The sequence below is a fragment of the [Rhizobium] kunmingense genome, from assembly GCF_977018605.1.
Window position 1 is genome coordinate 208994 of sequence record NZ_CDRNXG010000002.1, and the last position, 18507, is coordinate 227500.

The following is an 18507-nucleotide window of genomic DNA, read 5'->3' on the forward strand; positions in this document are numbered from 1 at the left end:
GCGGGCGGTTTGAGTGTTGCAGCTCGGATCACGCTGGAGAACGAACCTATCGCTTGTTTTCCCGCATGATTTGATGCCTTGTGGTCTCATGATGGAAAAAGCCGAAAAAATCGATGAGTTTGATCTAAAGATCCTCACGCATCTGCAGCGCAATGCGCATCTGTCCCAGCGCGATCTGGCCGAGAAGGTCGGCCTGTCGCAGAATGCCTGCTGGAGGCGGCTGCAGCGGCTAACCTCGATCGGGATGATCCGTGGCGCGCATAGCGATATCGATCTGTCCGCGCTCGGGCTGGACCTGACCGTGTTCGTGATGATCCGTACCCGTCATCATTCCAGGGAATGGATGGAAAGCTTTCGGACGCATGTGGAACGGCTGCCCGAAGTCATCGACTTCTACCGCATCGGCGGCGACTGGGATTACCTGATCAAGGTCGTGACAAGCGGCATGTCCGGCTATGACGCCTTTTACCAGCGGCTGGTCACCAATTTCGATCTCGCGACCGTCACGGGCTTCTTCTCGATGGAAGCGATCATCAACAATCGTGCCGTGGACCTGAGGCGCATGTCGACTGCAGATCGCCGGCCCGCCATTTCCAGGGACAGAAGCTGAAAGAGGCAAGGCTGCCCCTTCCATACCCGTCAAGCCTGTAATCAGGCCATGGCCTTCAGTTTTTCATAGTTTTCCGAAGACAGCGGAATGCCGTCCTGCTCCGCCTTGGCACGGGTCACATGGCGGCGATCGCCGGGCAGGCGCTCCTGGCCGGCTTCCAGAACGAGATCGCAGATGCCCGCGACGCGCTCGGCAAACACGTCATTGCCGCCGCGTGCCGGATCGATGACGATGAAGAACTGTCCGGTGAACGGCGTCTGTGCGCCCTTGTGGCCGCTCCAGTCGAACTCGCCGGAGAAATAGCCGCCCGTGAGCGCAGCGCTGAGGATTTCCACCATCAGTGCAATCGAATTGCCCTTATGACCGCCGAAGGGCAGCAAGGCACCGCCATCGAGAATGGCCTTGGGATCGGTCGTCGGCTGGCCGTCGCTGTCGACACCCATGCCGGGCTTGAGTTCGTGACCGGCGCGCGCGGCGATCTGAACATCGCCATGGGCGATCGCCGAGGATGCCTGATCGAAGACGAAGGGTGGCTTGCCGGCACGCGGTGAGGCAAATGCGATCGGATTGGTTCCGAAGACGGCCGTCTTGCCACCATGCGGCACGACGCAGGCCATGCTGTTGACGACGCTCAAGGCGACAAGACCCTCCTCGGCAAAGGGCTCTACGTCCGGCCACAGCGCGCTGAAATGATGCGACCGGCGGATGGCGAGAACCGCCACGCCATTCTGCTTCACCTTTTCCATGAGGAGCGGCCTGGCGGCGAAGAAGGCCGGCTGGGTAAAGCCGCCCTTTGCATCGACGCGAACGAAGGCCGGACCGACATCCTCGACTTCGGCTATGGCCTTGCCGTCCACCCAGCCGCTGTTCAGTGACGAGACATAGCCGGCCATGCGAAAAATGCCGTGGCTGAGAGAACCGTCGCGTTCGCAGCTCGCGCAGTTCTCCGCCAGGATGAGGGCGTTTTCCCCGGACACGCCGTTCTTGATGAAGATCGACTGGAGCAGGTCGACGAGATCGGCATAAGGCAGGAGGATCTTGGCGTTGTCCGGCATTGTCATTCTCCTGCCTGCTATTGCTATGCCGCGCCTCGTCGGTAGCGTTTCGGGCGGTCGCATCCATTCGTTTTGATTTCGAAAGCATATCGGCAATGGCCGTGCATTCAACTGTGTTTCGACAGTTGGTCACAGCCGAGTGGTCGATAAGGCAGGCTTGCCGCCGGAGGCGCGGGAAATGATGCCACGGCCGTGGTATCATTACCGGACCGGTCGGGCGCCTCAGACCGCGGCCTTGCTCGCCTGCAGCGACTGCCAGGCGTCATAGGCGGAGATCACCGTTTCCATCTGCGCCGTGTGGCCGGTGATGAAATCGTCGCCATAGATTGTTTCATCCGGATATTCGGTGATCAGCGTCAAGGGAACCGTATGCCGGTCGTCGATCGATGATAGGCAGGGGAAACCATTGATGATGCGGAAGCCCGTTTCGCCGGCATGGGTTTCGTAAAGCGCGATCTGGCGATTGTTGTAATCGAGAATCCCCGGAATGGCGCCGAGATGACGGGTCACATGGTCGAGCATGGCTTCGGCCTGTTCGGTCCAGCCGGCATGATGGCGCATGATCAGGAAGAAGCCCTTCGGCAGCGTCCACATGGCGAAATTGCGCGGAACGTAGCCGGAGAGCGGCCGCGTCCATTCATGCGACGGATAGCCGTGCAGGTTCACATGCAGCTTTGCGCCGCTCAAGTCCTGCGCCTCGAAGCGGATGGCCTTCTCGTTCAGGTGCTCGCCGGCATTTTCGCGCGTACGGTATTCGAGATCATCGCCGAGTGCGGTGTAACGTGCGGCATGATGCATATGGCGCGGGTTGTCGACGCGCAGGCGCTGATGCAACGCGTAACCGTCCGGGTTTTCGAGGGGCGAGATGGTGAAATGCGCGTTGGCACGCTCTTTCAGCGCGCGGGCAGCACGGATGGCGCCGACGATGCCGGTCGTCTCATTGGGATGCTGGCCGCCGCTGATCATCACGGCGGCATCGCTGCCCTTGATGTAACGTGCCGAAAGCACGCGGCCGGAACGGGATTTGGCATCGAATTCCTCGCCGCCGATCTCGTTCAGCAGCTTTGCCATCTGCGCGGCTGCTGGAGGTTCGATCGCGGTGTCTATTGCCTGTTCCCGGCCGTCGAGGAACCCGGTCGTCAGCGGCCGGGTCTCGACGCGAACGGCGATCTCGCCATTGCTCTTGACGATTTCCGGTACGATCTGGCCCGGCTTCAAGCCTCGATCACCCAGCGGGCGGCCTGAATTCTTCTGGAAATATTCGAGCAGCGAGAAATAGAAGTCTTCATGCAGCGCCTCGCGCAGGCTGACCACCTCGTCGCCGACGGCAAGGTCCATATCCTCGGCGGGATGCGATACGCGGATGTTGAGTTCCTCGAAATAGGGTTCGGTCACACCCCAGTCGTAACCGCCGACGGCCTGAATGGCGCTGTGGAACAGGCGTTCGTAATCGGTTTCCAGACGCTGACCGGTCGCATCGCCTTCGGCACGGTACCAGCCGGTCGGCGAGACATTGGTTTCGCCGACGATGTCGTCATGCACGCGGTTCGGTGCCGGTACCTTCAGGGTTTCCGTCCGGCCATTACGGATCAGCGTGACGTCGTAGACGAATTCGCTGTCATCGCGAGCCACGAATTCGATCTTTGCGTCACCGACGAGCGATGCCAGCGGATAGGCTTCGAGGCGGAAGCGGTTGTCGGGGGCATTCGCATGGACCGGGTAGCGCACTTCGATCGCCGTCACACCGGCAAGGTCGATCTCTTCGACGAAGGTGAAGAGAAGCGGCTTGTAGGCGCTGCGGATACGGGCGGTGATGCCCTTCTCCTTCAGCGCCTGCTCGGTGGCGCGGCGGCTTTTCGTGTCGTCGAATGTCCAGGCTTCGAAGGACTGGCCGGGCGTGGCATCCATGACCAGAGTTTCAAGAGTGCGCTCGATTGAAGTCTCGAAGATCGTGGTCATGGTGCTAAAACCTTGCTGTCTGTCGATGTGGATTATCTGGATGTGCGGCCGGTCGGGTCGAGGCTGTCGCGCAGCCAGTCGCCGAGCAGGTTGAGGCCAAGCACGGTCAACAGGATGGCGAGGCCCGGGAAGACGCTGACCCACCATGCGGTCTGCAGATAGGTGCGGCCGTCGGCCAGCATACCGCCCCAGCTTGGAATGGTCGGATCGACGCCGAGGCCGAGGAAGGTCAGGCTGCTTTCCAGCAGAATGTTGTTGGCGACGTTGAGCGTCATCAGCACGATCACCGGCCCGATCAGGTTCGGCAGCAGGTGCTGGAAAATGATACGCCAGTCCTTCACGCCGATGGCTCGTGCCGAGAGAATGAACTCGCGCTCACGCAGGGTCAGCACGGAGCCGCGCACGAGGCGGGCATACTGCACCCATTGCGACACGATCAGGAGGATGATCGTGTTGGTCAGGCTGCCACCGACGATGGCGATGAAGGTGATGGCCAAGAGGATGAACGGCATGGCGAGCTGCAGGTCGGCGAAACGCATGACGAGCATGTCCCAGAAACCGCGATAATACCCGGCGATCAGGCCCATCAGCACGCCAAAGATGACGGCGCCGATCACCGAGGTGAAGCCGACCAGAAGCGAGATCTTGCCACCGGCAACGACGCGCGCCAGCACATCACGGCCAAGCGGATCGGTGCCGAAGGGGAAGGCCGGATTGGTGAACGGCTTTGCCAGACGCGCCATCAGATTGATCTTGTCGGCGCCACCGGGAAACAGCAGGTCGGAGAAGACGACCGCAAGGCAGATGATGACGGTCAGTGAAATGCCAAGGATGAATTCGAGGCTCGCGAAGCGCGACAGGCGGGAGGTTCTGGTTGCCATTGTCGTTTACTCCGTGCGGATGCGGGGATCGACGAGGCCATAGGCGATGTCGACCAGAAGGTTGATGCCGACGATCATCAGCGACAGAACGGTGATGACGGCCTGAAGCACCGGATAATCACGGGCGGCCACCGCATCGAATGCGAGCGAGCCCATGCCCGGCCAGTTGAAGACGCGCTCGATGACGACGATGCCGCCGAGCAGGCCACCGAACTGCAGGCCGAAATAGGTGATCAGCGGAATGGCGCAGTTGCGCAGCGCATGCTTGTAAAGAACCTTGCTTTCGGAAAGACCTTTCGCGCGCGCCACCATGATGTATTGCGACTGCAGCGTTTCCAGCATCGAGGTGCGCACGAGGCGGACGTTGGTCGCGGTCAGGATGACGCCCATGGTGATGGCGGGCATGACATAGCTGGCAAAACCGCCCATGCCGCTTGGCGGCAGCCAGCCGAGCGTGATGGCGAACAAGAGCACCAGCATGGTGGCGAGCCAGAAATTCGGAAAGGACAGGCCGATCAGCGAAAAGATTCGGATCGCCTGGTCGGCGGCCGAACCGCGGGCCGTCGCGGCCTTGATGCCGAGCGGGATCGACAGGGCGATCGAGACGACCATCGAAATGAAGGCGAGCAGCAAGGTCGCCGGCAGGGCGTCGCCGATCAGCATTGAAACGGACGTGCCGCCGTTGAAGCTGCGGCCGAAATCGAGTGTGAGCATGCCCTTCAGGAAGGTGAGATACTGCACGATGAACGGCTGGTCGGTGCCGAGCGACGCACGAATGCGCGCCAGGTCTTCCTCGGTCATGCTGCCGCCGCCCTGGAACATCATGAGCGCGGGATCGCCGGTCAGGCGAATGGCGAAAGAGACGACGAGCGTGATGGCGATGACGACGAAAATCGCCTGTAGCAATCGCTTGATGAGGAAACCGGCCACGTTCTAGTTCCTATAAGAGAAGTCCAGCCCCGCCCGCGGGGATGCGGGCGGGGGATTTTATCGAATGAAGAACGTGCCGATTAGTCGACTGATACTTCGTTCAGCTTCAGGCGGTTGTCCGGAGGCGCGATGAAGTCCTTGATCCGCTTGTTGATGCCGAAGATGGCGTTCGAGTTGTAGAGCGGCAGTTCCAGAGCGCGGTCGGCGGCATAGGCGCCGACTTCCTTGAGGATCTTTTCACGCTCGGCACGGTCGGTCAGCGGACGCTGCGATTCCAGCAGCTTGTCCATCTTCTCGTCGGCGTCGTAGGGGTTCCACTTTTCGCCGGAATGGTACATCGAATAGGCGGTGTTATCGTAGTCGAAGGTCCAGCCGCCCCATTTCTGCTGGAACATCGCGCCGGTCTTGCCCTGCGGGATGATGTCGTTCAGCAGAACATTGGTCTCGTAAGGCTTGATGGTTGCAGTGATGCCGACCATCGACAGGTAGCTGGAAATGACCTGTGCGACTTCGTTCATCGTCGAGTCATTGCCGCGAATGTCGATCTGCAGCGTCGCACCCGCCTTGACGCCGGCTTCGGCCAGAAGCTTCTTCGCGCCTTCCGGGTCGAACGGGATTGCCTTCAGGTCCGGGTCGAAGCCGAACGACAGGGCGCTCTGGAAGCTGGTGATCTCGGATGCCTGACCAGCGAGGATAGACTGCACGATCGTGGAACGGTCGACCGCCATGATGATCGCCTTGCGCACGTTCGGGTCGGCGGTGATGCCGTCGCGGGTGTTGAAACGCAGTGCATCGACGGTCGGGCCGGGAACGGAGACGATTTCCAGCTTGTCGTCGCCCTGGATGACCGGCAGCATGCCGATCGGAATGGTTGGCGGGACGACCAGATCGACGCGGCCGGCCTGCAGCTCGGCAACGGCCGTCGCCGGCTCGGCGATGATGCGGAATTCAAGCTCCGACAGCTTCGGTGCGCCACCCCAGTAATCCGGGTTGGCGTCCAGCTGGATGTTCACCTTCGGCTGATAGGATACGAACTTGAACGCACCGGTGCCGACCGGGTTGACGTTGAAATTGTCCTCACCCTTCTCAGCGATGTATTTCGGCGGGACTATGACGGCGCCATAGCCGGCGAGCTTGGTCAGAAGAACCGGATCCGGTGCCTTCAACTTGAGGTCGACAGTGTAGTCGTCGATCACCTCGACGCTGTCGATTGCCGTGTAGTTCGAGCGCTGCGGTCCCTTGGCACCCTGTTCGCCGAGAAGGCGCTCGAAAGTGAACTTTACCGCTGCCGCATTGAAGTCTTCGCCATTGTGGAACTTGACGCCCTGGCGCAGCTTGAAGCGAAGGCGCTTGCCTTCGTCCAGCTCTTCCCAGCTTTCAGCCAGGCCGGGAACCAGCTTGAGGTCGGGACCGCGATAGGTCAGGCCATCGAAGATGTTGGTGGAAACGGCAGCCCAGGCAACAACGAATGTATCGATCGGATCCCAGCTGCCCGGATCCTGCGGGATCGAAACGGTCATCTTGCCGGCGGCGAAGGCCGGAGCGGCGGAAAGCACGGTGCCGGCGAGAGCGAAAGCCACGAAGGCCGACGCCAGTCCCCTTTTGAGCATTGTCATTACCTGTTCCTCTTCAGATGCTTGCGATTGTGTCGCGGTTTATGATCCGGGTTTCCTTAGGCGCTTCTGGCGATGAAGTGACCCGGATTGATTTCCTCGTGGGAAAGAATGGCCGGCTCATCGCCGACGCGACGGACGGGGTTGGGGATTTCGCCCTCGATCAGCGCCGTGTTGCGCGGTGCCGTCGGATCGGCAACCGGAACGGCGGAGAGAAGACGACGGGTATAGTCATGGCTCGGGTTCTCGAACACCTGACGGCGTGACCCCATTTCCATGATCTGGCCGAGATACAGTACGGCGACGCGGTGGCTCATCTTTTCGACCACCGCCATGTCGTGGCTGATGAACAGGTAGGCGAGACCACGCTCCGCCTGCAGGTCCATGAACAGGTTGATGATCTGTGCCTGAATGGAAACGTCGAGCGCCGAAAGGGCTTCGTCCGCGATGATCAGTTTCGGGTCGGAAGCGAGTGCGCGGGCGATGCAGACACGCTGGCGCTGGCCGCCCGAAAATTCGTGCGGGTAGCGCGACGCGACATTCGAAGGCAGGCCGACACGCTCCAGCAGTTCATCGACGCGGCGGCGCACCGCCTTGCCGTCATTGATCAGGCCGTGCGTGTTGATCGGCTCGGCGATCGAAAAGCCGACCGTCTTGCGCGGGTCGAGCGAGGCGAACGGGTCCTGGAAAATGTACTGGACTTCCTGGCGCATGCGGAAGCGCTCGGCCGCCGACATGGACTGATAGGTGCGGCCGTTGAATGCAATTTCGCCGCCCATGGAGGCTTGCAGCTGCTGGATGGTGCGACCGATGGTCGATTTTCCGGACCCGCTCTCGCCGACCAGCGCCACTGTTTCGCCGGGATGAATATCGAAGCTGACCTTCTGCACGGCGCTGCAGCGATGCGTTGCCTTGCCAAAGATGTTCTTCTTGATGTCGAAGCGAACGAACAGGTCCTTTACCGACAGAAGCGGCTTCTCGTCGTATTTTGCCGTGTCCTGCACGCGCTCTTCACCGACCACTGTCGGCTCGCCGTCCTGAAGAACGGTCAGCGGCATGCGCTTGGGAAAATCTTCGCCGGTCATGCTGCCGAGCTTGGGGACCGCCGACAGCAGGGTGCGGGTATAAGGATGCTGCGGGTTGGCGAAGATGTCGGCTACCGGACCTTCCTCGACCTTCTTGCCCTTCCACATGACGACGACATGGTCGGCCATTTCGGCAACCACACCCATGTCATGGGTGATGAAGACCATACCCATGCCGAGCGTCTTTTGCAGGTCGCGCATGATGTTCAGGATCTGTGCCTGAATGGTGACGTCGAGTGCTGTTGTCGGCTCGTCGGCGATCAGCAGCTTCGGGCGGCAGGCAAGCGCCATGGCGATCATCACGCGCTGGCGCATGCCGCCGGAAAGCTGGTGCGGGAAGCGATGCAGAAGCTGGCCCGAGTCCGGCAGGCGAACCATATCCAGCAGGCGTTGGGCCTCCGTCATGGCTGCGGACTTGCCCATTTTTTCGTGCAGCATCAGCACTTCGCAGATCTGGTCACCGATGGTGAAGACCGGGTTGAGCGAGGTCATCGGCTCCTGGAAGATCATGGCGATCTCCTTGCCGCGGATCGAGCGCATCTCCTTCTGGCTGGTCTTCAGCAGATCCTTGTCGTTGAACATGATGCGGCCGGCCGCGTATTTCGCGCCCATCATGTCGGCAAGGCGCATGGTCGACAGCGAGGTAACGGACTTGCCGGAACCGGATTCGCCCACCACGGCAACCGTCTTGCCGGCTTCGACGGCAAAGGACAGGTCGTCGACGACGCGGCTCGAGCCGAATTCGACGCTCAGATTTTCGACCGACAGAAGCGGCTTGGTGGTTTCGCTCTTGGTCATGTCCGTGTCTCCGGCTTGGCCTGTTCGGTCGTTGAAGTGTTTTCGCCGGCGATGCGCGCAATCACGGCGCCTGCCGTCTGGGAGGAGCCAGCCTCGGCCAGGATGGTGATCGTGCCGGAGACAGGTGCGGGAACAGCCGTCTCCATTTTCATCACGTCCATCACGGCAAGAACGTCGCCTTTTTGCACGACAGCGCCATCGGCAACATTCCACTGAACCAGAATTCCGGGGACGGGGGCCGTTACAGCGCCCTCATCGTTTCTCTCGCCCGTATTGCTTTCGCCCGGAACCGCCGAAAGCGGGCCGAGCAGGCGCAGGAATGCGTCGGGAATGCCGATCTCGACACGCCTGCCGTCGATTTCGACATGGCCGCGCAGAAGACCGGCGACCGCCGCCGGGGCAGGGCGGCTCGCGGCTTCCAGCGTCTCGGCAAAATCGGTCTCGATCCAGCGCGTGTGGACGCGGAAATCACCGGCAAAATCGGCATGATCGATGACGGCGCGGTGGAAGGGCAGCACTGACGGTACGCCATCAATACTGAATTCACGCAGCGCACGGCGGCTGCGGGCTATCGCCTGTTCGCGCGTCGCGCCCCAGACGATCAGCTTTGCCGACAGGGAATCGAACATCGGAGGTATGGCAGAGCCGGTAGCAACGCCGGAATCCATACGAATGCCGGGGCCTGCCGGTGCCGTGAACCGGGAAATCTCGCCGGCGGAAGGCAGGAATCCGCGGCCGGGATCTTCCATGTTGATGCGGAACTCGATCGCATGGCCGCGCGGTTCCGGTGTCTGCGTAACGCTCAAGGCTTGACCCTCGGCGATGCGGAACTGTTCGATGACGAGGTCCAGGCCGGTGGTCTCCTCCGTCACCGGATGTTCCACCTGAAGGCGGGTGTTGACCTCGAGGAAGGAAATCATACCATCGGCGCTGAGCAGGAATTCGACCGTGCCGGCACCCGTGTAGCCGGCCTCGGCGCAGATATCGCGTGCCGCCGAATGGATCTTTTCGCGCTGTGTGTCGGAAAGGAAAGGCGCAGGTGCTTCCTCGACAAGTTTCTGGTTGCGGCGCTGGAGCGAGCAATCGCGCGTCCCCACGACCAGAACATTGCCGAGACGGTCCGCCAGCACCTGCGCCTCGATATGCCGCGGGCGGTCGAGAAACTGCTCGACATAACATTCGCCGCGACCAAAAGCGGCGACAGCCTCGCGCGTCGCCGATGAAAACAGTTCCTCGACCTCGTCAAGCTGACGGGCGATCTTCAGACCGCGACCGCCGCCGCCATGCGCTGCCTTGATGGCGATCGGCAAGCCGAATTCTTTCGCGAATGCCAAAGCTTCGGCGGGCGAGGAAATCGCGCCGTCGGAGCCGGCAACCAGCGGAGCGCCGACTTTCTGGGCGATCGCGCGCGCCTTCAGCTTGTCGCCGAGCGCTTCGATCACCTGCGGATCGGGGCCGATCCAGATGAGACCGGCATCGATGACGGCCTGCGCAAACTCGCTGCGTTCCGACAGAAAACCGTAGCCCGGATGCACGGCATCGGCGCCGCACCGTTTCGCTGCCGCGATCAGCTTGTCGATATCGAGATAGCTGTCCTTCGCCGTCACGCCGTTCAGGGCATACGCTTCGTCGGCAAGCGTCACGAACATCGCATCGGCGTCGGCATCGGCATAAACGGCGACCGAGGTCAGTCCGTAATCCTTGCAGGCCCGGATGATCCGCACCGCGATCTCGCCGCGGTTTGCTATCAGAACCTTCTTCATGGGCATTTTCCTGGAATGAAACGGGGGGCGAAGCTCGAGATCGCGTTGAAGCGGATCTTTGCGCCAACGGGTATCTGGCCTGCGAGATCGAGATGATGGCCGGCGACATTGGCGATCACCGGATAACCGCCGGTCAGCGGATGATCGGCAAGGAAAAGCACGGGCTGGCCGCTTGCCGGGACCTGCAGCGCGCCACGCACGGTGGCCTCGCTTGGCAGTTCCGCGTGCTTGGCGCGTTCCAGTGACACGCCGGCAAGGCGAATTCCGACACGGCTGGATTGCGGTGTGGCAGCCCATTCCTGGGTCAGGAAGCTTTCGACGGCTTCATCGGTGAACCAGTCGGTGCGCGGGCCCATGACGACGTCGAGCACGACGGTTTCGGTCGTCGTCGGCATGGCAAAGGCCGGTTCCTCTATGGAAACTAGCGATCCAACCGGAACATTCCGGATGTTCACGACATCGCCTGCCGTCAGGGCTGCCGGGCCGATCTGGGCCAATGTGTCTGTGGCGGTGCTTTGCAGAACCGGTGCCACCTCGAAACCGCCGCGCAGCGCCAGATAGGAACGCATTCCCGCCGACGGGGCGCCGAGCGAAACCTGGTCGCCGTCATCCAGCGCGATGGCTGTGTGATGCGGAGCGGGGATAGTTGTTCCGTCGGCGCCGGTAATCGAGATCGATGCCGTGGCGCCGGTCACGGCCATGACGCCGCGGCCGCGCATGCGCAGGCAAAGGCCGCCCATGGCGACTTCAAGCGCCGTCGTATTTGCCGGATTGCCGACAATACGGTTGGCGGCCTTCAGGTTTGTCCGGTCCGCAGCACCGGAGACGCTGATACCCTGACCGGCCTGTCCGGCGCGCCCGAGGTCCTGAAAGACGACGGGCAATCCTGTGGACAGGATTTCGATCGAAGCCGCACCCGCGTCGGCAGAGGAGGGGGCCTTGGCGGTGGCAGACTGGACGGCCTGCCTGATCTCGTAGGCAGCATCCTTCGCCATGTCGCGAAACCTGATGCGGCTGCCCGGTTGCAGCAGCGATGCCGGCGTCCGGTCGATGTCGAACATCGCAAGCGGCGTGGTGCCGATCAACTGCCAGCCGCCGGGGCTGGTCTTCGGGTAGATGCCGCTGAATTCGCCCGCGAGACCGACGGCTCCGGCCGGCACCTGGGTGCGTGGCGATTTGCGGCGCGGTACGGTGAGGCGCCGGTCGCCACCGGAAAGATAGGCGAAGCCCGGCGCAAAACCGGTGAAGGCAGCGACATAATCGCTTTCGCCATGCAGGCGAATGACGTCTTCGGCATTGATGCCGAGAATGCCGGCAACCTCGTTCAGGTCCTCTCCGTCATAGCGGACAGGAATTTCGACCAGCCCTCCGGCGGCCGCCTTGCGCTCGCCGCCGGCCAGTGCCGCCACGGCATCCGCCAGCATATCGTCGGAGATGATGTAGGGATCGAAGGAGATCAGCAGCGTGCGGGCGGCCGGAATGATTTCGCCGATACCGGCAACCGGGTTCGTCTTCAGCGCGTCGAAAAGTGCCAGCGCCTTACCGAGGTCTGCCAGTTCGACGAGAATGCAATCGCCCCGCACCGGCAGGATGCGCAAGGATGTGTCTCTGTTGGTATCATGCACTGCGGACTGCATGACGGCTCACGCAATGCCTGCAAAGGCGCGGATGGCAAGCCCGGACTGTTCGAAAACCTCGCGCAGGCGCTTTGCCATGGCAACGGCGCCGGGGCTGTCGCCATGCACGCAGATCGACTGGGCATCGACCTTGGTCAGCGTGCCGTCGATCGCCTCGATGACGCCTTCCTTGACCATCCGCACCATGCGTGCGGCGATCAGATCGGGGTCATGCAGAACGGAGCCTTTCTCCCGGCGCGAAACGAGATTGCCCTCTGGCGTATAGGCTCGGTCGGCAAAGGCTTCGGCGACAACGGTCAGGCCGGCAGCGCGTGCCTGTGCAACGAGCGGAGAACCGGCCAGCGCCATCAGCACCAACGAAGGGTCGACGGCAAGAATGGCGTCGATCACGTCCTTGCCCTGGCGGGCATCGACGGCAATCGTATTATAGAGCGCGCCATGCGGCTTCACATAGGTCACGCGGGTGCCGGCGGCGCGGGCCAAGCCCTGCAATGCGCCGATCTGGTAGATGACATCGCCGACCAGCTCTTCGCTCGACGGGTCCATGTTGCGGCGGCCGAAGCCGGCAAGATCGCGATATCCGACATGGGCGCCGATCGTCACATTGCGTTCGGCGGCAGAGCGAAGTGTCTTGAGAATGCCGGCAGGATCTCCGGCATGGAAGCCGCAGGCAACGTTGGCGCTGCTGACGATATCGAGCATGGCAGTGTCATCGCCCATCTTCCACGCGCCAAAACTTTCGCCCAGGTCGCTGTTGATGTCGATGTTCATCATGAACGCTCTGCCCTCTCCGCCTCATTTTGAACAAAAGCTAACAAAGGAGGACAATGCTGTCCATAGTGTTGAACAATTTTTGTGTATTGCCCTACAAAGGATCAGGTGCATATTGATTGGGCATGCTTGATTTTTGCACGGCTTAAATAGGTTCCGACTGTGGTCGCGGCGTCATTTCGCTTGTCGGGACGACCCGCGCACATTACCGGAAGATGAATACGGATCGGCGACGGAAGGGGCATCGCTTGGCTGCACGCAAACCGCTAGGAGAGGAAACGGGTATGCCGGCTCCGGGCAACCGTAATGCGCCAGCCGCAACACGCCCATCGGAGCAGGTCCAGACACTGGCGGAAACGATCGCAAGCCGTATCCGCGATCAGGTCATTTCCGGCCACCTGACGCCGGGAAGCCATCTTTCCGAATTGACGCTGAGCGAGGAGTTGCAGGTCTCGCGCAATACGCTGCGCGAAGTGTTTCGTATGCTGACCAAGGAAGGTCTGCTGCGCTACGAGGCCAATCGCGGTGTCTTCGTGTCGACGCCCAGCATGTCGACGATCATCGATATTTATCGCGTTCGACGCTTCATCGAATGTCCGGCGCTGGCGCAGGCGCATCCAGGACATCCGGCGGTAAAACGCATGCGCGCCGCCGTGGACGGGGCGCGGCACTGCCGCAAGGCAGGCGATTGGCTTGGAGTCGGCAGCGCCGACATCGCCTTTCATGCGGCCATCGTCGAGCTTTCGGACAGTCCGCGGATGTCGAATTTCTATGCGCAGATTTCCCTCGAACTGCGTCTCGTCTTCGGTCTGTTGAAAGACCCCGAGTTTCTGCACGGGCCGTTCATCGACCAGAATGTCGAGATCGTCACGGCACTGGAAGCCGGGAATTCTGCCGCCGCCGCCGCCCTGCTCGAAGCCTATCTTCTGCGTGCCGAGCGCTTCATCCTTGGCGCTTATGCACGTGTTACTGCGGAAGTCTGAAGACGCATCTTCCCGAGATATGGAAGCCGGGGCGGCTGATATGAAAAAGGGCCGCGGAGATTTCTCCGCGGCCCTTCGTATTTTCGTTCAATCGCTTACTTCATCAAAGCGTTGGTCTGCTCGACGATCTGCTTCAGGCCGTCTTCCGGCGATACTTCGCCGCGCATGACGGTGCCGATGATGTCGCGCTGGGTGCGCCAGATGCGAACGCTGTCGCCACCCGGATAGCCGGCCCACGGAAGCGAACGGTCAGCCTGCAGCGAGGCAGTCTTCACATTCGGATGCTCGGCATAATAGGGCGCCAGGAAGTCAGGACCGGTGGCGAGCTTGTTGGTCGGCAGGTAGCCGGTGATGCGAACGATGACGTTCTGGGCTTCCGGGCCGGTGACCCACTTCAGGTATTTCCAGGCAGCATCCTGCTTGGCTGCATCCTGGGTCAGCATGACGGCCGAATTGCCGCCGGTCGGAACGCCGCCCTTTTCCGGGTTGTCGAGCGGGAAGGTCGCGGTCTTCAGCTCGAAACGGTCGCCGACGAGACCTTCGACGGTCTGGACGTGGGCCGGGGTGGAGAAGATGAAGCCGGTCAGGCCAGCGCCGAACTGTTGGCGCGACTGATCCCAGTCGAGCAGGTTCTGGCCGCCTTCGGTGACGAAGCGACGGGTCAGCTTCAGCGCGTTCAAACCGATTTCGTTGTCGAAGCCGACGGTCTTCGTGGCTTCGTCGACCAGCTTGCCGCCCTGGTTGGTGATCAGAGCCTGCCACAGCCAGTCATCCGGCCACAGGTTGATGTCGTAGCCCATGCCGGAAACCTTCTCGTCCTGGGCATGGATCTTGTTGGCCAGTTCGATCAGGCCGGCGAAAGTCTTCGGCATGTTGTCCGGGTCACCGCCGGCCTTACGGACCAGTTCGGCGTTGATGTAGATGATCGGCGAGGACGCATTGACCGGCAGGCCGTACTGTGTGCCGTCGATCTTGCCCAGGGCCGCCATGTTCGACGTGTAGTTCTTGTCGAGGAACGCCTGTCCGCCTTCCTTCTCGATGAAGGGCGCGAGGTCGGTGATCTGGTTGCGCGGCTTGAGCGTGTGGACGAGTTCCGCCGTCAGGTTATAGCCGGAGAAATAGACGTCGGGCAGGCTGCCGGTGACGGCCGCGCGCAGAACCTGCTGCTGGCCTTCGTTGTAGCCGGTTGCAGGTGCGAGGAAATTGATCTTGATGTCCGGGTTGTTCTTCATGAATTCGTCAGCCAGCGGCTGATGGAATTTCGTGAAGCCGGGCAGATTGTAGAGGACGTTGAGGGTTACGTCCGCTGCAAGGCTCTGCGTCGAAAGGCCGGTCAGCGCGAGGCCGAAAGCCAGGCCGCCAATGGCAGTCCGTCGGTTGATGTTCATCGAGGATCTCCGAGGAGTTGGGTTGAGGGGAGTTGGGTTGAGGGAGGAGGAGGGGCTTACTTCACGCCGGTCATGGTGATGCCGGCGATGAAATGTTTTCGCGCGAGGAGGAAGCAGACCACCATCGGGGCCGTGATGATCGTCGCACCCGCCATCAGCGCACCGTAATTCGCACCGGATTCGACATCGGCGAAGAACAGCATGCCGAGCGGCGGCGGCGCGAGGTTCGTGTCGGTGACAACGATCATCGGCCAGTAGAGGTCGTTCCAATGCGCCACGAGCGAGAAGACCGAGAAGGCGGCAAGCGAGGGCAGCGAGCCGCGCAGCACCAGCCGCCAGCAGATCTCGAATTCCGAGAAGCCATCCAGGCGCGCCGCCTCGATGATTTCGTCCGGATAACTGCGGAACGACTGGTTGAAGAGGAAGATGGCGAAGACCGAAAGCAGGAACGGCATCATCATGGCGAAATAGGTGTTGAGCAGCTGCGCCTGCGCCAGGCCGACGAAAAGGGGCAGGGCAAGCGCCTGAATCGGCACCGTGAGCGCGGCAATCACCAGAGTGAGCAGCAGCTTGCGGCCGGGAAAGCGCAGCTTCGCCAGCGCATAGGCAGCCGGCACGGCCGTCGCTACCTGGACGATCAGGATGCCGAGGCAGACGATCACGCCGTTTGCCATGAATTTCAGCATCGGCACCTGGCCTGCCGCGCGCGCATAGTTGTCGAGCGCCGAAAAATCCTCCGGGATGGGCCAGAGCGACACGCTGAAAATTTCTGCCGGCGAGCGGATGGAGGTCAGGAACATCCAGTAGAAGGGCAGAAGCATGACGAAGGCGCCAAGCGCCAGCACGGCATGCGGAAGGTATTTGCGCAGAGCGGCCATCAGTAGTGCACCTTCCGGTCCATATGCAGCGTCTGGCCGATCGACAGAACCAGAACGATGGCGAGGAAGATCAACGTCAACGCGGCGGCATAGCCGGTGTTGGCGTATTCGAACCCCTCGAGATAAAGCGAATAGAGCAGCACTTCCGAGCCGGACCTGCCCTTGGTCAGCACCGCAACCGTCTCGAACACCTTGAAAGCGGAAATCGAAGTGGTGACGACCACGAACATTGTCGTCGGTCCGAGCATGGGCCAGGTGACGCTGAAGAAGCGATCGATCGGGTTCTTGGCGCCATCCAGGCGCACGGCTTCATGCAGGTCCTTCGGGATCGCGGTCAGGCCGGCGAGAAAGAGCACCATGTTGAAGCCCAGAACCTGCCATATGCCGATGATGGCCATGGTGGGGATCAGCAGTACCGGGTTGGACAGGAAGCCGACCGGCTCGAAGCCGAACCATTTGATCACGGCATTGACCGGCCCGAGCGAAGGATGCAGCAGGAACTGGAATACAGTCGCCATGGCTACGAGCGTTGCCGTGACCGGCAGGAAATAGGCGATCTCCCAGAAGGCGCGGCTGCGCTTGCGGTTATAGACGAGAAGCGCGATGCCAAGCGCCAGGAATACGCCGACCGGAATGACGATGACGGCGTAGAGCACGGTATTGGCGAGCGCCCGCATGAAGACGGGATCGCTGAACGCCTTGTAGAAATTCTCAAGCCCGACAAAATTCGTCGACAGGGCGCCGAGCTGGTAATCCGTGACCGAGAATACCGCGAGAACAAGCATCGGGATGATGTAGATGGCGAGCAGAAGCAGAACGGCGGGCAGGACGAAAATGATCCCGCGGCGCGCCATGCGGCGGGCGGGCGAGGACGTGCGGCTGCGCAGTGTTCCGGCGTCGGTTGTCGCAGAAACGGTGATGCTCACGCCGATACCTGCTCGATTGCTGCAAGTTCGCAACGTTTCTCGTTAGAGCCGAACAGGTGAAGGTTGGTTTCGCTGAAGCCGATGCGGATCCGTCCATCCATATCGGCGCCGATCGTGTCGCCTGCGCGTTGACGCATGACGACGCAAAGTGATGTGTCGTCGACAAGCTGGCAGGTGACGAAGCGATCGGCTCCCTGCATTTCCGTGCGCAGGATGCGCGCAGCAATGCCTGTTTCGCTGACAAACAGATCTTCCGCTCGAATGCCGAGCGTCGCCGGTCCGACCGATGCACCTGTCGTCCGCAGGCCGAGCTTGCGGCCTAGAAGTGCGATCTCGCCCGAAGTCCCGACTTCGACAGGCAGGAGATTGATCGAGGGCGTGCCGATGAAGCGGGCGACGGTCAGCGTGGCCGGCGTGCGATAGAGTTCGTCCGGCGTGCCGAGCTGCTCGATGCGTCCTTCCGACATCAGGGCGATGCGGTCCGACATGGTCATCGCCTCGATCTGGTCGTGGGTGACGTAGATGAAGGTCGCGCCGAGGCGGTCGTGGAGGTTTGTCAGTTCGCCGCGCATATGGGCGCGCAGCTTGGCGTCGAGGTTTGACAGCGGCTCGTCCATCAGGAATGCGGCGGGGGAACGCACGAGTGCACGCGCCAGCGCCACGCGCTGACGCTGGCCGCCGGAAAGCTGGGCCGGCTTGCGATCGAGAAGATGGCCGATCTGCAGGACGGCGGCTGCGTCATCGACGGCAGCAGCGATCTCGCCGAGTGTCTGCTTGCCGGCGAAGATCCGGCCGATCAGCGGCAGGCGCGACCAGAAGGACAGGCGTCGCATGCGCAGCGGCGTCGCGATGTTCTCGCGCACGCTCATGTGCGGGTAGAGCGCGTAGGACTGGAAGACCATTGCGAGATTGCGGTCGGCGGGATCGACGTCGGTTACGTCGCGCTCGCCGATCGATACCGTGCCGCGGTCGGCCATTTCCAGGCCGGCAATGATCCTGAGCAAGGTGGACTTGCCGCATCCGGACATGCCGACGAGCGACAGAAATTCGCCGGGGCGAATGGAAAGATCGATGCCCTTCAGCACATCGTCGGCGCCAAAGCCTTTGCCGATGCCCGAGAGATTTACGGATTGAGGCTGCATGTTGCGCTCCTTGTTCGAGGGGCGCCTATGATGGGTGCCCATGACAGCACCGCGACAGTTTTGCGAAGGTTCGGTTACAGGGTTGTCG

Annotated in this window: 15 protein-coding genes; 2 read left to right on the top strand and 13 right to left on the bottom strand. The window is 61.6% G+C overall.

The window, feature by feature from the left end; translation table 11 throughout:
* The first annotated feature begins 88 nt into the window (after positions 1-88).
* Positions 89-610 (top strand): Lrp/AsnC family transcriptional regulator, encoded by a 522-nt coding sequence (locus AC0JZ4_RS19340; RefSeq protein ID WP_471888135.1) that lies wholly within the window; start codon positions 89-91, stop codon positions 608-610.
* Positions 611-651: 41 nt separating this feature from the next.
* On the opposite strand, the gene AC0JZ4_RS19345 is transcribed toward AC0JZ4_RS19340, so the two are convergent.
* The 9 genes from AC0JZ4_RS19345 to AC0JZ4_RS19385 form a co-directional block, all read right to left on the bottom strand.
* Positions 652-1665, bottom strand: a complete 1014-nt coding sequence (locus AC0JZ4_RS19345; protein WP_471888136.1) for an Ldh family oxidoreductase — start codon at positions 1663-1665, stop codon at positions 652-654.
* A gap of 222 nt (positions 1666-1887) precedes the next feature.
* Positions 1888-3624: a M14 family metallopeptidase gene (locus AC0JZ4_RS19350; RefSeq protein ID WP_471888137.1), complete on the bottom strand. Its 1737-nt coding sequence runs from the start codon at positions 3622-3624 to the stop codon at positions 1888-1890.
* 32 nt (positions 3625-3656) lie between these two features.
* Positions 3657-4505, bottom strand: coding sequence for an ABC transporter permease (locus AC0JZ4_RS19355; RefSeq protein ID WP_471888138.1), 849 nt, complete (start codon positions 4503-4505; stop codon positions 3657-3659).
* 6 nt (positions 4506-4511) lie between these two features.
* On the bottom strand, positions 4512-5435 hold the full coding sequence (locus AC0JZ4_RS19360) for an ABC transporter permease (protein WP_471888139.1): 924 nt from the start codon (positions 5433-5435) through the stop codon (positions 4512-4514).
* An 80-nt stretch (positions 5436-5515) separates the two neighbouring features.
* Positions 5516-7051, bottom strand: coding sequence for an ABC transporter substrate-binding protein (locus tag AC0JZ4_RS19365; RefSeq protein ID WP_471888140.1), 1536 nt, complete (start codon positions 7049-7051; stop codon positions 5516-5518).
* 56 nt (positions 7052-7107) lie between these two features.
* Positions 7108-8931, bottom strand: a complete 1824-nt coding sequence (locus AC0JZ4_RS19370) for an ABC transporter ATP-binding protein (protein ID WP_471888141.1) — start codon at positions 8929-8931, stop codon at positions 7108-7110.
* Positions 8928-10694 carry an acetyl/propionyl/methylcrotonyl-CoA carboxylase subunit alpha gene (locus tag AC0JZ4_RS19375; protein WP_471888142.1) on the bottom strand — a complete coding sequence of 589 codons (1767 nt, stop codon included), beginning with the start codon at positions 10692-10694 and terminating at the stop codon, positions 8928-8930. The genes AC0JZ4_RS19370 and AC0JZ4_RS19375 overlap by 4 nt, the downstream gene beginning before the upstream one ends.
* Entirely contained in the window at positions 10691-12331 is a 1641-nt protein-coding gene (locus tag AC0JZ4_RS19380; protein ID WP_471888143.1) for a 5-oxoprolinase subunit B/C family protein, read from the bottom strand. Before AC0JZ4_RS19380 ends, AC0JZ4_RS19375 begins: the two co-directional genes overlap by 4 nt.
* A 6-nt stretch (positions 12332-12337) precedes the next feature.
* Positions 12338-13105 (bottom strand): LamB/YcsF family protein, encoded by a 768-nt coding sequence (locus AC0JZ4_RS19385; protein WP_471888144.1) that lies wholly within the window; start codon positions 13103-13105, stop codon positions 12338-12340.
* Between the two features lie 281 nt (positions 13106-13386).
* Between AC0JZ4_RS19385 and AC0JZ4_RS19390 the strand changes: the two genes are divergently transcribed.
* Complete coding sequence (locus AC0JZ4_RS19390) at positions 13387-14085, top strand: GntR family transcriptional regulator (protein WP_471889035.1); 699 nt, start codon at positions 13387-13389, stop codon at positions 14083-14085.
* A gap of 95 nt (positions 14086-14180) precedes the next feature.
* Here AC0JZ4_RS19390 and AC0JZ4_RS19395 read toward each other — a convergent pair whose 3' ends face one another.
* The 4 genes from AC0JZ4_RS19395 to AC0JZ4_RS19410 form a co-directional block, all read right to left on the bottom strand.
* Entirely contained in the window at positions 14181-15473 is a 1293-nt protein-coding gene (locus tag AC0JZ4_RS19395; RefSeq protein WP_471888145.1) for an ABC transporter substrate-binding protein, read from the bottom strand.
* Between the two features lie 56 nt (positions 15474-15529).
* Positions 15530-16351, bottom strand: a complete 822-nt coding sequence (locus AC0JZ4_RS19400; protein WP_471888146.1) for a carbohydrate ABC transporter permease — start codon at positions 16349-16351, stop codon at positions 15530-15532.
* Positions 16351-17205: a carbohydrate ABC transporter permease gene (locus tag AC0JZ4_RS19405; protein WP_471889036.1), complete on the bottom strand. Its 855-nt coding sequence runs from the start codon at positions 17203-17205 to the stop codon at positions 16351-16353. The genes AC0JZ4_RS19400 and AC0JZ4_RS19405 overlap by 1 nt, the downstream gene beginning before the upstream one ends.
* 68 nt (positions 17206-17273) lie before the next feature.
* The gene (locus AC0JZ4_RS19410) at positions 17274-18419 is read right to left on the bottom strand and encodes an ABC transporter ATP-binding protein (RefSeq protein WP_471888147.1); all 1146 of its coding nucleotides are present in this window, start codon (positions 18417-18419) and stop codon (positions 17274-17276) included.
* Between the last annotated feature and the right edge of the window lie 88 nt (positions 18420-18507).

Bases quoted from the DNA above. Each gene is read 5' to 3' on its own strand.
- AC0JZ4_RS19340 (WP_471888135.1), top strand. From the start codon at position 89: ATGATGGAAAAAGCCGAAAAAATCGATGAGTTTGATCTAAAGATCCTC.
- AC0JZ4_RS19345 (WP_471888136.1), bottom strand. From the start codon at position 1,665: ATGCCGGACAACGCCAAGATCCTCCTGCCTTATGCCGATCTCGTCGAC.
- AC0JZ4_RS19350 (WP_471888137.1), bottom strand. From the start codon at position 3,624: ATGACCACGATCTTCGAGACTTCAATCGAGCGCACTCTTGAAACTCTG.
- AC0JZ4_RS19355 (WP_471888138.1), bottom strand. From the start codon at position 4,505: ATGGCAACCAGAACCTCCCGCCTGTCGCGCTTCGCGAGCCTCGAATTC.
- AC0JZ4_RS19365 (WP_471888140.1), bottom strand. From the start codon at position 7,051: ATGACAATGCTCAAAAGGGGACTGGCGTCGGCCTTCGTGGCTTTCGCT.
- AC0JZ4_RS19370 (WP_471888141.1), bottom strand. From the start codon at position 8,931: ATGACCAAGAGCGAAACCACCAAGCCGCTTCTGTCGGTCGAAAATCTG.
- AC0JZ4_RS19375 (WP_471888142.1), bottom strand. From the start codon at position 10,694: ATGAAGAAGGTTCTGATAGCAAACCGCGGCGAGATCGCGGTGCGGATC.
- AC0JZ4_RS19380 (WP_471888143.1), bottom strand. From the start codon at position 12,331: ATGCAGTCCGCAGTGCATGATACCAACAGAGACACATCCTTGCGCATC.
- AC0JZ4_RS19385 (WP_471888144.1), bottom strand. From the start codon at position 13,105: ATGATGAACATCGACATCAACAGCGACCTGGGCGAAAGTTTTGGCGCG.
- AC0JZ4_RS19390 (WP_471889035.1), top strand. From the start codon at position 13,387: ATGCCGGCTCCGGGCAACCGTAATGCGCCAGCCGCAACACGCCCATCG.
- AC0JZ4_RS19395 (WP_471888145.1), bottom strand. From the start codon at position 15,473: ATGAACATCAACCGACGGACTGCCATTGGCGGCCTGGCTTTCGGCCTC.
- AC0JZ4_RS19400 (WP_471888146.1), bottom strand. From the start codon at position 16,351: ATGGCCGCTCTGCGCAAATACCTTCCGCATGCCGTGCTGGCGCTTGGC.
- AC0JZ4_RS19405 (WP_471889036.1), bottom strand. From the start codon at position 17,205: ATGGCGCGCCGCGGGATCATTTTCGTCCTGCCCGCCGTTCTGCTTCTG.
- AC0JZ4_RS19410 (WP_471888147.1), bottom strand. From the start codon at position 18,419: ATGCAGCCTCAATCCGTAAATCTCTCGGGCATCGGCAAAGGCTTTGGC.